The sequence below is a fragment of the Thermoplasma sp. genome (assembly GCF_008709555.1).
In the GTDB taxonomy this organism is placed as follows: domain Archaea; phylum Thermoplasmatota; class Thermoplasmata; order Thermoplasmatales; family Thermoplasmataceae; genus Thermoplasma.
On the sequence record NZ_VYIJ01000013.1, the window covers coordinates 24,825 to 40,232 of the forward strand.

At 49.5% G+C, this 15,408-nt stretch carries 10 protein-coding genes; 3 read left to right on the top strand and 7 right to left on the bottom strand.

The genetic code is table 11. The annotated features are described in order from the left end of the window. Positions 1–122 precede the first annotated feature (122 nt). Positions 123–1,064 carry a hypothetical protein gene (locus F6Q11_RS05665; RefSeq protein WP_297027044.1) on the top strand — a complete coding sequence of 314 codons (942 nt, stop codon included), beginning with the start codon at positions 123–125 and terminating at the stop codon, positions 1,062–1,064. A 93-nt stretch (positions 1,065–1,157) separates the two neighbouring features. After that, complete coding sequence (locus F6Q11_RS05670) at positions 1,158–1,778, top strand: DUF998 domain-containing protein (RefSeq protein WP_297027046.1); 621 nt, start codon at positions 1,158–1,160, stop codon at positions 1,776–1,778. Positions 1,779–1,797: 19 nt separating this feature from the next. Here F6Q11_RS05670 and F6Q11_RS05675 read toward each other — a convergent pair whose 3' ends face one another. Genes F6Q11_RS05675 through lysA form a run of 3 tightly spaced genes read right to left on the bottom strand, consistent with a single transcriptional unit; the run spans position 1,798 to position 7,238 of the window. Continuing rightward, positions 1,798–2,532 carry a ScpA family protein gene (locus F6Q11_RS05675; RefSeq protein ID WP_297027048.1) on the bottom strand — a complete coding sequence of 245 codons (735 nt, stop codon included), beginning with the start codon at positions 2,530–2,532 and terminating at the stop codon, positions 1,798–1,800. Next, positions 2,529–5,951, bottom strand: coding sequence for a chromosome segregation protein SMC (smc, locus tag F6Q11_RS05680; protein ID WP_297027051.1), 3,423 nt, complete (start codon positions 5,949–5,951; stop codon positions 2,529–2,531). The genes F6Q11_RS05675 and smc overlap by 4 nt, the downstream gene beginning before the upstream one ends. A 60-nt stretch (positions 5,952–6,011) precedes the next feature. Beyond that, positions 6,012–7,238 carry a diaminopimelate decarboxylase gene (gene lysA, locus F6Q11_RS05685; protein ID WP_297027053.1) on the bottom strand — a complete coding sequence of 409 codons (1,227 nt, stop codon included), beginning with the start codon at positions 7,236–7,238 and terminating at the stop codon, positions 6,012–6,014. Positions 7,239–7,457: 219 nt separating this feature from the next. On the opposite strand from lysA, the gene F6Q11_RS05690 reads away from it, so the two are divergent. Further along, positions 7,458–9,233: an APC family permease gene (locus F6Q11_RS05690; RefSeq protein WP_297027058.1), complete on the top strand. Its 1,776-nt coding sequence runs from the start codon at positions 7,458–7,460 to the stop codon at positions 9,231–9,233. Here F6Q11_RS05690 and nth read toward each other — a convergent pair. The 4 genes from nth to F6Q11_RS05710 all read right to left on the bottom strand — a co-directional run. Beyond that, positions 9,212–9,889, bottom strand: coding sequence for an endonuclease III (nth, locus tag F6Q11_RS05695; RefSeq protein ID WP_297027060.1), 678 nt, complete (start codon positions 9,887–9,889; stop codon positions 9,212–9,214). The genes F6Q11_RS05690 and nth overlap by 22 nt on opposite strands. A 9-nt stretch (positions 9,890–9,898) precedes the next feature. Continuing rightward, complete coding sequence (gene carB, locus F6Q11_RS05700) at positions 9,899–13,033, bottom strand: carbamoyl-phosphate synthase (glutamine-hydrolyzing) large subunit (protein ID WP_297027064.1); 3,135 nt, start codon at positions 13,031–13,033, stop codon at positions 9,899–9,901. Then, the gene (carA, locus tag F6Q11_RS05705) at positions 13,017–14,078 is read right to left on the bottom strand and encodes a glutamine-hydrolyzing carbamoyl-phosphate synthase small subunit (protein WP_297027068.1); all 1,062 of its coding nucleotides are present in this window, start codon (positions 14,076–14,078) and stop codon (positions 13,017–13,019) included. The genes carB and carA overlap by 17 nt, the downstream gene beginning before the upstream one ends. Positions 14,079–14,135: 57 nt before the next feature. Next, a partial coding sequence (locus tag F6Q11_RS05710) for an MFS transporter (RefSeq protein ID WP_297027071.1) occupies positions 14,136–15,408 on the bottom strand: 1,273 nt, incomplete at its 5' end.

Sequence of the window (15,408 nt, forward strand, 5' to 3'; positions counted from 1 at the left end):
CAACTGAAGAATGCCGCCGGGCGATTCGTGATGTCTTGCAAACCCCCAGAAATCCAGCCTTACAAGCCAATTTGTAATCGCAGCCATAATGAATTTAATATAGTAGGAATCAATAAATTCTCATGCAGCTCATAGACATAGATCATGCCCTGGATATGGATCTCATATTGAAACTCAGGGAGGACACACCTTTCATCAAATCTTCCTCAGATCTGGATTTCAGAATACCCGTGATGATTCATAACAGCGACGGGAAGTTGATGATGAGCGCATTTTTCCCCAAGTTCAGGTCTGGAAAGAAGGTAAATATGAATTTCAGCGCGTTCAATCCTGTGGAAAAGGAGGATTTCTTTGTCATCGATGAGAGGATCAATAACATCCATGGCTATGAGATAATTGAAAAACTTCTCCGTGCACCATCCTGCGTTATGAGCAATATTGACATATTCAGAGGGGATTTGAACATATACATAAGATTCCACAGCTCTAAGATAGAGGATATATCGGAACTTCTGTCGAAGTACATCATACACGGTGACCATACGAGGGTTGAATATCTGGGACCTACGAGGGGGATCCAGGAAATGTTCGAACGCCTCAACAACGACTATGGGCTATCCGTGGTTTCATACGCGCTCCCTCTCGACGATGAGGAGAAGGAGATAGTCAAAGAACTCGCGTCGACACCATTCATAGGCGAACTCAAAAACGATTCCGTGCAGAAGGATCACCTGGAAACGATCATATACCTCCAGAAATCAAGGCTCAACAGGCATTACAGTCAGATCCTAGCACCAGTATCCGAGGACAGCGGTGTATTCGAGGCCATGATAGAGAGCCGCAATGTATCAGAGATAAGAAAGATTTCAAACGATCAGCATATACCACGGTTCAGGTATTTCTTTAAACTGATAAAGGATATGATCGAGATAGACACGTTCCTTCCCACATCAGCGCTGTACGACTACTACACTGAGATATTCAGGCTGATTCAGCGTACCAACGGGTCGGTTTACGTGAAATACATCTCAAATTACAGCCAGGACGTCTGGAAGTACATCTGATCTATCTGGATACGATTTCCGAAACAGATGAACGTACGATATCGCACATTGCCATGTGAAAATTTATATCAATTTATATGAATATACGTAGATATGGCATTAAATGCAAAAAATGATATGCCGCCTCGGTCTCTAGCCCTTGCAGGCATCATCGGGCCGATCATAGCGATACTGTTCATACTGATAGACGTGGCGATCAGCACCTGGTTCTCATGGTCAAGGAATGCGTTGAGTGATCTGGGAGTACATCGATACGGTTTTCTGTTCAACTCCGGTCTCATAATAGAGGGACTTCTCAACATAGCCTTTGTCATTTCTCTGAAGAGGATAAGGATTGCAGGATACGTTCAGGATCTCATGATAATATCCGGTCTGGCTCTCGCCATGGTTGGCGTGTTCAACGAACACTACGGCTACGTGCATCTGATCTTCGCCCTGGTATACTTCATACTCTTTCCGATATCGATAATAATTGCAAGCGCTTCCCGATCTCTATCTGGATGGATCAGGATCTACGGAGTCTTCGGATCCATAGCTGCCCTAGTCGTGATCATCATGGGCATAGGCTTCGTCTTTCACTTCGTGACGATAAGGAACGTCGGCCTCGCCGTTCCAGAATTCATTGAAGCTGTTCTGCTCGCCATCTGGTCCATATACGCAGGCTTGACCGTGTATAATGTTCGCGGAGAAGCCGCCAGAGCTGTATCGATCTGAACGACTCCCCCATGAAGAATCAATGGATCTTGCGTATCAGTATGTCTTCGTTCGGGTTGTCCTGTATCATCTCTATGCGTCCCTCATGGTGGAGGAAGAGCGAATATAGAAAGAACGAGGCCTGATCTCTGCGGTCGTGCCCCCAGACCTCTGACATGCGCATGGTATCTGATGGGTATCCGTTTATTATGCTCATTACCTTTTCGATCTGTTCCTCAGGGCTCTCGCTGTTCAGGCGGTCTATTGAGAACGATACTGGCAGCGTTTTCTGCCTGACGTGCTGTTTTCTGGCCAGGTTGTGCCTCACCTGGTCTATGACCTCTATGAGCGATACTGGCCTCCTGAATGGTACTGTTATAACGGGAGTGACGTCTACAGGCTTAATATCCCTCGGTATCTCCACCGGGTATTCCTCAGGCACATCGTCCTCTACGCACTGTTCTTCCCTTACAGACCAGTCAGATTTCCTGCGCAGGACATACCATGCCTCTGCCAGCGCCCTTCCAGCGAATTGAAAATCGATAGTTTCACCCTGCGTGAAATTCATCATGATCTGTGAGAACTTTGTGAGATCCACGTTCCATGGGTCAATGAAACCATCTGCGCACATCTCCAGTATCTTAATGACAGCAGCCTTTGATGGATCCACGACCTTTCTGGATCCGAGAGAACGCTCAAGATCCCTGTAGTACTCCGCCTGGTCCTCGTCCGAAGCCTGCACTATCAGGTCCTCTATGACCTCCTCAACATTCATGATACCGCCTCCAGCGAACCATCAAAACGGCCCGTAAAGACGAAGGATTCGCCATTCACGCTGGTGACACCTATGGCATTTGACGCATAGCTGAACACCACAGACTTGAGTGATATGACAATCGTCTGCGATTCTCCGGCGTTCTGACTTATCATCTTTATCATGTTCTCCGCGTTGTACCCGTCCAGGAACATGTCAACCTCGTCCAGGAAGTATATCGAACTGGGCATCAGTATCTGCACTGCAGTTATGAAGGATAATGCCGCAACGCTCTTCTCGCCTCCACTGAGCGCCTGTATCTTCACGGTTGCTTTGTCCTTGGGCGTGACACTCACCTCTATGGACGAGGTTAACGGATCCGAACCCACCATGAGAAGGTTCGCCGTACCTCCATTTATTATGCCGTATACGTAGTTCATCTTCTCGCTTATCTCGGTAAAGGTCTTCATGAAAACCTCGCGCTTCCTATTGTTTAGCATCGCCGTGGTCTCCTCGAGAGCCTTCTTCTCGCTGACCAGCTGATTATGCTTCTTCTCGTACTGCTCCAGATCCCTCGACGCCTCATCGTACTGTTCCGGTGCCGCATGGTTTATCTCACCCAGCTCGAGTATGGATCTCTCTATCTCCTGCTTCATGGCCTGCAGATCGCCCATAACGATGTTCGATCCGCTGTACGATGAGAGGTCCCTATCCAATGCTGATATGCGCTCATCCAGTACGCCTACCTTTATCCTGAGATCGTTTTTCATCTCATTCTTCAGGTCTATCGCGGCTTTGGCATCGCTTATGCCATTCTCGATCTCCCTCAACTGTTTGTCTGCATCCCTGACCTGTGCCGAAAGATCGCTGTATCTTCCCTCTAGATCGTTCAGCATGTACTGATACTTCTTCGCCTTCTCCTCAAGTTCCCTCTTCTTGGCATTGGCTTCGTCTATCGCAGCAAGTATCGCGTTTTCCTGAAGCTTCGTCTCAACCATCTGATCCTCGGCGTGCTTCCTCTCGTTGATGATCAGGTCTCTCCTGCTGATGGCCTGGTTGAGGTCGGCTATGATAGCATCGAGCTCTGTTCTGGCCGAATTCATCTCATTGGAAATATCGCCCAGAGTCCTGAAGAACTCCGGATCGATCCTGTCATAAAGATCGTTCAAGGCCTCCTGATACTTGTGCAGATCCAGAGTCTTCTCATCTATGGTCTTTGACATCTCCTCGATCCGCGATCTCTTCATGGCTATGTCGGCATCGATCCTGGCGATCTCAGCCATCACATCGGCAAGTTCCTCCCTGGACCTCTCCGCCTCCTTCCTGATCATCTCCTGCTCCTTCATCAGTTCGCCGGATCTCCTAGATGCTTCACTCATCTCGCTGAATGCCTGGTCCATCTCCTTCTTTATCCTCGATCTCTCATCGATTAGGGATGAGAGCTGAACCTTCATTCCCTCAAGATCGTGCTGTATCCTCATGGCTGAAGCGTAGTCAGAAGCATAATTCCTGTATCCTCCCGTTATAGAACCGCCTGGATCGAATATATCGCCGTCAAGCGTTACGAGGCGGAATACACCCATGATCCGTCTGCCCGCATCCATATCCTGGACAAGTATCGTATCGCGTACGGCATAATAGACCACTGACCTGTACTGATCCTCGAAGTCTATGAAGTCCATCAGCAGTCCAAGGTATCCCGGATCCTTCGATATCCTGCTGGTATCCCTCTGAGCCGGTGGTTCCCGCATCTTGTTCAGCGGCAGAAACGTCATCGGCGCGATCTTCTTTTCCTTAAGCAGGTCTATGCACTCCTTGGCAACCCCGTCGTCCATTACCACGACGGCGTTCAGCCTTCCTCCGCCGGCGCTCTCCACGGCCTTCACGTATTTCTCGCCGTAGGATATCAGATCGCGGACAAGGCCAACAACACCCTTCACGTTTTCCTCAAGCATCTTAACGTTCCTGACATACTCCGGAACCCTGCTTGAAGCATTCCTGGCCGAGGCCTCCTTCTCGCCGATCTCGCTCTTCAGGTCTGATATCCGATCGTTGATCTGATCGTACTTAGCCTTGAGATCGTAGTATCTCTTGCTGTACTTTCCCATGTCCTCAGATGTTTCCTTTGCCTTCCATTCCGACGTCTTGATCTTGAGATCCAGATCCTCCTTCCTCTCTTCCAGGCCCGCTTTTTTCTGCATGAGGGCCGCAAGATCAGCATTTATATCCGCGGTACTGGCCTTCAGATCCTCGATCTCCTTGCTCAACGCCTCAATCTTATCCTGGTATTCCTTTGATTTTTTCCTCGTCTCTGCAGCATCCACAGCCTCAGCCTGTGCTCTGCTAAAAAGATCTTCATACCTGGCTTTCATCTCCGCGTATCGTGACTCAAGTTCCTTCCTCTTCGAGGTCTTTTCCTCGATCTGCCTTTCAAGATCCTCGATCTCCCGATCCAGACGATCCCTATCGTTCTCGTATTTTGCCACTATCTCTTCCAGTTTCTCAATGTTTCTGTTCTTTTCGTCTATGGTGCCGCGTATCTTCGCTATCTCCACCTCAACAGCGTGCAGTTCCGACTTGACTCTGTTCATCTCTCCACTTGTGAGATCATCTATCCTCTTCGCGACCTCATCCCTCTTCGACCTCACGGTCTCGGATCTTTTTTCCAAATCGGATCTCTGATCTTCCAGCTTGGCGATATCGGCACCCAGATCAGATATCTGCCCCTCGATGGTGCGTTTCTGCCTCTCAGCGGAATTTCTCTGAGCCAGGATCTCCGTGTATTCTATATCACGTCTTTTCTTCAGCAGATCATCGTACTTCTCCTTCTTCTCCTTCTCAATTCGTAGCTTTTCCAGGTTCTGTCTCTTCTCATCTATGATCGTCTGATTTATCTCCATGTTCCTGTTTACAGCCTCGATATCCTCCTTCACCTTTTCTATCTCGCTATCAAACTGATCCACTCCAGATATCTTCTCTATGAGTCTTCTCCGTTCCTGGCCGGAGTACGATATGAAATCATTTATATCACCCTGAAGCACGAAGCTGTAAGTGCCGAAATTTATACCCATGGATGCCAGTGCATCGTCTATATCGGACAGCTTCGATCTCACGCCGTTGATGTAGTAATACGACTTTGGTTCGTCCTCGATTACAAGTTTCCTCTCTATTGTGAGCGTCCTGCCGTCATCGTTCCTGAAGGTGACTGAGACGCTGCACTCGTTACCCGATCCCTTGCTGACCAGATCGGATAGCCTGTCCGCCCTGACCGCATGTATGGATTTCGTTCCGAGAACGAAGAGCAGCATATCGCCAATGTTGCTTTTTCCACTGCCATTCGGGCCGCTTATGACGTTGAGGCCCTTCGTGAAGTTTATAACCTTCCTCTTGCGGAACGACTTAAAATTATGTGCCTCGATCCTCTCGATGTACGACGACAAGTCTGACCTCCTTATGACATTATCTGATTGCTATATAAATATTGTGAAACATTAATAGGTTCATACAACAGTGGCCAAGAAATCCGAGAAATCCTCTCTCCGCCTTATCAACCTGTCCGATCCGTCCTCCATGATCATGACCTCTGCAGGTCTGGGCCTGCCGTTGTACCTGGAACTCATAGAATAGACGTATGATCCTGAATCGAGCACGAGTATGCGATCGCCCTCGCGTACACGCCATTCCATCTCTCCGATCCTGTCGGTATCCTCGCAGACCTGCCCGGTAACCGTCATTCTTTCTCCTGCCTCGTGTCTGCCCAGAGGAACTATGGTGTGCCTTGCCCCGTAAAGGGCGGGCCTTATATTGAGGTTCATTCCTATGTCTGTACCGACGAAGCCGTTATGGATGTCATTTACCGTCCCTATGATCACGCCAGCATCGCCTATTATATATCGTCCAGGCTCCATCACAAGCTCTCCAAAACCATATTTTGAGAAATCCCTGACAACTGATGAACCCAGTGAAGCGATATCAAGATCCTCCTCGTTTTCAGAGTAAGGTATTCCGAGGCCGCCGCCCACATCCACGAACTCGAACCTGACACCTGCTTCCCTGGAGATCCTCTCAGCTATCCTGAAGAATGAGGAATAGGCTTCTGCAATCTTCCTGTGATCCCTGTTGTTCGACCCGATCATCATGTGGATTCCGAACTCACCGCATCCGTCATCCTTGGCCTTCCCGTAGGCCATGATCGCCGTATCCGGATCGATGCCGAACTTGGTGGTTGTGCCACCAGTAGTTATACCGGCGAACTGGCCCATGCCAAAACCCGGGTTTATCCTGAAGGAGATCCTTGAAGGCTTCTCACGCAGCTTCCTGTACTGCGTGAAACTGTTGAAATTTATTGTTATCCCCCTGTCCAGAGCGAATTCGAGATCGTATGCCGAGGCGTTGTTTGGTGAATAGAGTATGTCCGCAGCTGATATTCCAGAGAAGACTGAGATAGAGATCTCCATAGGACTTGCAGCATCAGATCCAAGAGACTCCTGATGCATGATCTCCAGGATCCTCGGATTGTCATTTGCCTTGACGGAGTAGAGTATCTTCGCATGACCCTGATAGGCTTCTTTGATCCGACGTATGTTTGCAACTATCCTCGCGTGAGAGTAAACGATCACCGGTGTACCGTACTTTTCAGCTATACGATCCAGAGGGGCACCGGAAATGGTGCTAGCTGATCTATCATCAAAGATATCATAAATACCCATCAGGTCAACCCCGGTCATGAATACGAATGATCCTTATTTAAGTGCATGTCAACGCTCCTAAATGCCTGCGGACTGGATCATAATAAAGGTATGCAGAGGAACTAAATTGCGCAGGAGAACCTGGAAACGCAATTATCCAACTACAGCCTTCAATGCACAGATGCCATCGTATGATCACCTTATTACGATATTCGTATTGAAATTTCGAAAATTTATATATATGTATTCTATTACGATATGATGAATCAAGATACGAATTTCGGAAATGGTAAACTCAGAAGGAGTCTGGGCGCATGGGACCTCTTCTTTCTATCCATAACTGGAATGATAGGGTCCGGCTGGCTCTTCGCTGCCCTGGATGCGGCTGATTATGTCGGCCCGGCATCCATTTTCACATGGATCATAGCAGCCCTGTTCTTCTTCATAATAGCGCTGACGTATGCTGAGCTGTCCGGCATGATACCATATTCTGGATCGATCGTAAGATTCAACCAGTATTCCCATGGTTCAATGTCGAACTTCCTCATCGGATGGGCATACCTCATAGGCGCCGTGTCAACGGTAACTGTTGAGGCGATATCCGTCGTGACGTACACATCCACATACATGCCGCAGTTCTACAACACCACTGTCGGCGTCCTGACCCCGCTGGGCATTCTTGTCTCGATAGCGCTGATAGCTTTCTTCTTCTTCATACAGTTCATAGGTGTCAACGTATACGGAAGGCTGAACACCATCATGACGGCCTGGAAGCTCGCGATACCCATCATCACCGTTGTGCTCATAATGTCCCTATCGTTCAACCCGCGCAACTTCTACGTGGCCCACGGTTTTCTTCCATACGGTTCGGCGGCGATCTTCGCTGCACTCATACCAAGCGGTGTCGTATACGCGTTTGAGGGTTTCAGGCAGGGTATAGAGTACGCCGGCGAGGCCAGAAACCCTCAGCGCGATGTACCGATAAGCCTCATCGCCGCCATGATCGCAACCATAGGGATATACGTGGCGCTGGAGATAGCGTTCATCGGATCAATAAAGTGGAACATAATAGGCATAAGGCCTGGAGACTGGAGCGAACTGAGCACCTCGTCATGGGCATCCGGCCCGTTCTATTACGCCACAAAATACTCAGGCGTCCTCGTGCTGTCCATATTTGCCATAGTGATACTGATCGATGCATTCATCTCACCCTTCGCGTCTCTCGGCGTATACGAGGGCACGTCAGCGAGGTCATTTTACGGCATGGCCAGGCTGAACGTCATCCCGGAATTCTTTGGATCGATACACCCCAGGTTCAGGACCCCATGGATCGGACTGATATTCACCCTCGTAATCTCATCCCTGTTCCTGGCTCCATTCCCCAGCTGGTACCTGATAGTGGGAATAAATGCCTCCTTTACGGTATATGCATATTTATCGGCGGGAATAACGAACACGGTGATAAGGAAGAACGCGCCAGATATACACAGGCCTTTCAAACTTCCAGCGGCATCGATCCTTAGTCCAGTTGCCTTCATCGTGGCTTCAATGCTGGTGTACTGGTCTGGTTTCTCCATAATAGACTTCCTGATACTGATAGTATACGCAGGTCTTCCCCTGATACTGCTGAGCAGGTTCAGGGAAAAGGTCAATGTGACGCTGGGTTCCGCCCTAATCATATCAGCCGTGTACTGGTTCCTGATCACCGTGGTGGGCTTCTTCGGCTATACCGGAAGGCTGCCCTTCGTCTATTACTGGCCGATCATATCTGCGATACCATCGGCAACGTTTGCGTACGCCTATCTTCGATCAAGATCCATAGAGATAGTATCGTCCGTCTGGATAATAGTTTACAACGTGATACTGGGCATCATGTCCTACTACGGATCCCTGGGAACCAATGTCATAGTATATCCGTACGATTACCTGGCATTTGCACTGATCAGTCTGGGCATTTACATCTTTGCCGTGCGCACAGGATACAACACTGAAGACCTGAAAAACCTTGTTGCCTACGGCCCAGTGGCCGAATGATCCTGTTTTTTTCCTTTTTTCATCTTTTCTTCATAATAACTGCAGTACGCGGTTATGGGGCATTTATCGCATAGTGGCCTTACAGGCCTGCATATGGCCTTTCCGAACTCAACCATCATCGGATTGAAACCCACCTGCATGTACTTCGGGATCAGACGTTCAAGATCGTACGTTGTCTCCTCAGGCGTCTTCGCCTCAGACCAGCCTATCCGATGCGATATCCTGAAGACATGCGTATCTACAGCTATCGACGGCCTGTGGAAACCCTCGGCCAGCACGACCTTGGCCGTCTTCATACCAACACCCGGCAAGGACATAAGATCCTCGAGGTTGTCCGGAACCCTGTGGTTATAGCGATCCCTTATGATCCCTGCTATCTCCACGATCTTCTTGCTCTTGACGCGCCAGAATCCTACCTTCCCGATTATGCTGCCGACCTCGTCAGGATCCGCGCCGGCAAGACCATCGATGTCCCTGTACCTTTCGTATAATGCCCTTGCGGCTGCATCCGTGGTTTCGTCCTTCGTCCTCTGCGAAAGGACGGTAGTTATGAGCATCCAGAACGGATCCGTGAAGACGAAGGTGTGCTTCGGCACGGCTGCTTTGATCTTCGCAATGATGATCCTTATGGCCTCCTCGTCCTTGTTCTCCTTCATAGGATGCACCTACAGGTACTCGCCGATCTCCCTGTAATCGATCGGAATTGGGCCTAGAGATTCGGCATAGGCCTTTGCCAGGTTTACGTTCATTATCAGCGGTATGCCACGCATTATGCACATTCGTCTTATCTTGAATCCGTCCCTGACGGCACCGGCCGTCATCTCAGTCGTATTTATCACCATGTCTATGGCACCGCCCGATATCATATCGAGTATTCTGGGTTCCCTCCTGTCCCTGACCCTGTACAGCGTCTCTGCAGAAATGCCATGATCGTTGAGGTATCTTGCAGTCCCTGCAGTTGCATATATCTTTATGCCCTTATCCAGCATGATCCTGGCTATATCGACCATCCTGGGTTTATCCTCATCCCTGACCGTTATGAGTACCGATCGTATGCTCCTCTGGAGGCTCTTTCTCAGGGCCTCTGTGATCGTGCGTCCCGGGTACATGGCCTCGCCGGTTGACTTCATCTCGGGCCCGTAGACAACATCCATATCTGAGAACTTTGAAAACGGGAAGACGGATACCTTTATGAAATAGCTCTTCGCCTCCGTACGTTTTTCCGTGATCTTCGATCCCATCATGCATTCCACTGCGTATCTCACCCAGTCAACGCCGGTCGCCTTGGATATGAATGGAACCGATCTGCTTGACCTTGCGTTGAGTTCTATTACGTACACATCATCATCCCTGGCGGCGATCTGAAGATTTGATAGGCCGATGAGATGGAATTCCTTGACCATGCTCTCAACTATGTTTTCTATCTTCTCCTCTACTTCTCTGCTCACCATGCCAGGTCCGTATACCATGGTGGCATCACCAGAGTGGACACCGGCCTCCTCTATATGCACCAGTATGCCACATATGTTGTAAGAGGAACCATCGGATACGAAATCGACGTCCATCTCCGTTGCATTTTCAAGGTACTTGCTCACCAAAACGTTCTTTGAGATCGTGAAGACCTCTCTGGCCCTGTCCGCAAGATAATCCATATCGTATATTATCTCCATGGACCTGCCGCCTATCACATGACTCGATCTGAGAATAATGGGAAGGCCCAGTGAAACAGCCTTCCGCACCGTATCATTTTCATTCTCCGCGATGGCAAAAGGAGGTTGTTTTATGCCCAGATCCTCTATGACCTTTGAGAATACTGTTCGATCCTCAATGCGCTCGATGCTCTCAGTGGAAGTTCCGAGAACTATCCTCCTTCCAAGTATGTCCTCGATCCTCTTCGCCATGTTCTGTCCTGTCTGCCCGGAGAACTGCACGATGAGTCCGGCGCATCCTGATCGATTTATGACATTGATCACGTACTCAGGTGTGACGGGTTCGAAGAAAAGCGCGTCCGATACATCAAAATCGGTCGATACCGTCTCCGGATTTGAATTGAGCATTATGCTCCTGTATCCCATGTCCCTCAGGGCGAGTATGGCCTTGACGGATCCATAATCGAACTCTAGGCCCTGCGCGATCCTGTTAGGCCCAGAACCGATGATCATTATGGATCCTTTGAGATCCGGCATCTCGTCTTCGTCTTCGTAAGTCGAATACATATAAGGCACTACCACCTCAAATTCCCCAGAACAGGTATCGATGCGCTTGTACACGGGCATGATGTTTTTCTCAATCCTGTACTTTGTTATGGCATCAGCCGGAATTCCGCAGAAACTAGAAATTATTTCGTCAGGTATTCCGATCCTCTTGAGGTGCAGCAGGTTCTCCGGAATGTGGCCTATCTCGACATGCTTCAGCATTTCAACAATGTTCTCCATCTTTTCTATGAAGTATTCATCGTAACCAGACAGCCTGGCCATCTTCTTTGTGTCGAAGTTCCTGAACAGACCTTCAAATATGGCGAAAAGCCTGCGGTCGTTCGGTCTCTCGATCAGTTTCCAGAGTTCTTCATCCGATGCGTGCATCCTGATGTTTGATGAGAATGCGTTGTCCAGGCTGGCTATGGCCTTCATGATCGCCTCCTCAAAGGTGCGTCCTATGCCCATAACCTCTCCTATGGACTTCATCTGAACTCCTATTGTGCGGTCAACGGAGAATTTATCGAAGGGCCACCTTGGTATCTTAACAGTCACGTAGTCCAGAGACGGTTCATAGGCCGCGTACGTGCTCTTCGTTATGGGATTACGTATCTCATGGAGACCGTATCCAGCCGCGATCTTTGCTGCTATGCGCGCTATAGGGTATCCGGTTGCCTTGGAAGCGAGCGCAGACGATCTCGATGTCCTGGGATTGACCTCAATTATGTAATAGCGCCCCTCGGACAATGCGAACTGGATGTTGCATGCACCCTGGATGCCCAGACCTGATATGATGCGTATGGCGGAGTCTCTGAGCATCTGGTACTCCACATCGCTCAATGTCTGAGATGGCGTAACGACTATGCTCTCGCCCGTGTGCACACCCATCGGATCTATATTCTCCATGTTGCACACGGTTATGCAGTTCCCGAAGGAATCCCGTATGACCTCATATTCAATCTCCTTCATGCCCTCAAGAGATTCGTTGACCTCGAGATAATCTATATCCGAGGACCGGAAGAGATTCTCGGCCATGTTCTTGAGATCCTGCCTGGATCTTGCTATGCTTCCGCCGGTTCCACCCAGAGAGAACGATGTGCGGACTATGACAGGAGAATCGGGTATGGATGCGATGTCCTCTTCTATATTATCCCGCCTTATCTTGTACCTGGCTGGCTGCGGTTCGCCCATAGTCTTCAGGAACTCGTAGAACTTCTCCCTGTCCTCCGCCAGCTCTATTGACTCAACCGGCGTACCGATGATCTTTATCCCGTATCGATCGAGCACGCCGCTCTTCTTCAGCTTGACTGCAAGGTTGAGCGCCGTCTGACCTCCCATATGCGGCTCTATGGCGTCTATGTTCTCCCTGGCTATTATGCGCTCCACGGCCTCTACCGTTATGGGCTCTATGTAAACACGATCAGCGATGCGGTGATCTGTCTGTATCGTGGCCGGATTGGAATTCAGAAGGACAACGAAGTAACCCTCTTCGCGGAGAGAGAGGCATGCCTGCGATCCAGAATAATCAAACTCAGCGGCCTGCCCTATGACAACCGGGCCAGATCCGATGACAAGTATCCTGTGCACATCATCCCTTCGTGGCATCCTCAGTCCTCCTCCTCATCTCCGAAAAGAACCACCTCGTATCATGCGGCCCGGGCGACGCCTCAGGATGATACTGTACGGCCATCATCATATCGTCCTCTATCATCTCAATGGTGCCATCATTGATGTCGTATTCTGAAACGCGGAAATCCTTGACATAGTCCGGATTCACCGCATATCCATGATTGTGTGTCGTGATGAATATCCTGCTTCCATCCGTCACCGCATGGTTCGAACCCCTGTGGCCAAACTTCATCTTGTACGTTTTCGATCCATAGGCGAGAGCGATTATCTGGAGACCAAAGCATATGCCGAATATGGGCTTCACACCTATGTTCTTCCTGAGGAATTCAACCACCGGCTTAAGAGATGGGTGATCCGGATCACCAGGACCATTAGAAACGAATATGGCATCGTACCTGTCGATGGAATCCAGGTCTGAATCCACGGACGCCACAGTCAATGAAAAGTGGTCGAGCATCATGTCTCTGAGCGTCTTCTTCGATCCGAGATCGATGAAGAGCAGTTTCTTTTCGCCCTTTCCCCTTATATTCCTTATACCACGGGCTTCAACGGCCTTCGATACCAGGTTCTCAGCCATCGGATCTGGAAAGATCTTCGCCTTCTCTGGATCATCGGTGATGTAGGCCCTCATCACACCGCCCTGCCTTATCTTCCGCACCAGAAGCCTCGTATCCACACCATCTATGCCAGGTATGCCCTCGTCCATGAGAAAACGGTCGAATTCCGTTCCAAGTCCGCCCGCTGGAAACTCAATATGCGCATCCCTTGTCACTACGCCGGATACCTTGACTCTTTCGCTCTCCATAACTCCCTTGCGGAGATCATAGTTCGATATGGTAGGTGATGCGAACACCAGTATCTGACCCACGTATGATGGATCCGTCAGACTCTCAAGATAACCGGTCATCGACGTTGTGAAAACAAGCTCTCCATAGCCAGTGACGGGGGAACCATAACCATAACCTGATATCACGGTCCCGTCATTGGTGATCAAGTATCGCTTCATTTCAACCTTTTCCACGGGTATTGTGTATCATTTAAATAAATTTTGCCTCAACCTATATTGATCTGACGCAGATCACCGACCCTTGTTCTTAAGGGTGGATGTGTATGCTCCGGCAAGGCTCAGGATCCCGGAGACGAGCATAACTATCCTGAAGCCGTTTACGAAGTCGGAGGCGTAGGCTGGGTCTATTGAAACAATCACGCCAGAAAAAATTCCTGATACAAGATCCTTTGGAATGTAGGCGGATAGTATAACCGAGGCAGTTATTATGCTGAAGAGCTGTCCAAGGAAACGCATTGTTCCGAGAAAACCGGAACCGGTACCGGAGAATTTCGGATCTATGGAGCCCATCACAGAATTTGTGTTCGGTGCTGAGAACAGGCCGAAACCCACACCGATGATGGCCAGGGATATCATCAGCACATGGACGTCCCTGCCAGCATATAAGAAGAGATAGATGAAAGACCATCCGATGATCATCATGCCAACCGCCGCTATCATCCTCGAACCGTAGCGGTCGGAGAGGCGGCCGGCCACTGGCGAAAGTAGAACCATCATCACAGGTTCAGGCAGTATTATCAGTCCTGAAATAAAGGGGGTTATCCCAAGTATGGCCTGGAGGTATATGGAGAACACGAACACAATGGAGAATGTGCTGAGATAGTTCAAGAGTGCGGTTATGTTTGATGCGACGAATGTGCGGTTTCCGGAGATCAGCTGCCTGGGTATGACCTGCGTCTCCGATCTGACCTCCAGATAGATGAAGATGGCCAGCAATATAATACCAGCCGCGAGCAGGTACATCATCTGGATGTATCCGAGAAAGTATCCGAAGGCGGCGAATGAAGTCAGGGATAGGAGCGATGCCATGAAGATGGTTGCCTGCCATAGATCTCTGGATCTGTGGCCCCTGAGATCCACCGACCTGAGGCTGAAAATGGAGACCACGTATCCAACGAGCGCAAGTCCAGCTGAGAAGTAGAAGATGGACTGCCAGTCATAGATCTCGATGAGTGCGCCGCCCAGAAAAGGGGCAAAGGTGAGACCAAGGTAGACAGCCATAGCATTTATCCCAAGGGCAAATCCTCTTCCGCCGTGTGAGAAGATGTAACTGACGATGGCAGTACCGTTGGTACTCAGCGCTGCAGATCCAACACCGACCATGAACACTGCGATCAGAAGCATCGTATAGGATCTGGAGAAAGCTGCCATGATCGAAAAGATCATGAATACGATGAAACCAATCCTGAAGACTAAGACACGACCTATGGCATCTGCGGCCTTACCTAGGAATATCATGAGGGATGCCAGTGGTATCAAAAGGATCATGGGAATTATGGCTGCT

Excerpts from the sequence above, each read along its gene's own strand:
- F6Q11_RS05665 (WP_297027044.1), top strand. The coding sequence starts at position 123 with ATGCAGCTCATAGACATAGATCATGCCCTGGATATGGATCTCATATTG.
- F6Q11_RS05670 (WP_297027046.1), top strand. The coding sequence starts at position 1,158 with ATGGCATTAAATGCAAAAAATGATATGCCGCCTCGGTCTCTAGCCCTT.
- F6Q11_RS05675 (WP_297027048.1), bottom strand. The coding sequence starts at position 2,532 with ATGAATGTTGAGGAGGTCATAGAGGACCTGATAGTGCAGGCTTCGGAC.
- lysA (WP_297027053.1), bottom strand. The coding sequence starts at position 7,238 with ATGACCGGGGTTGACCTGATGGGTATTTATGATATCTTTGATGATAGA.
- F6Q11_RS05690 (WP_297027058.1), top strand. The coding sequence starts at position 7,458 with ATGATGAATCAAGATACGAATTTCGGAAATGGTAAACTCAGAAGGAGT.
- nth (WP_297027060.1), bottom strand. The coding sequence starts at position 9,889 with ATGAAGGAGAACAAGGACGAGGAGGCCATAAGGATCATCATTGCGAAG.
- carB (WP_297027064.1), bottom strand. The coding sequence starts at position 13,033 with ATGCCACGAAGGGATGATGTGCACAGGATACTTGTCATCGGATCTGGC.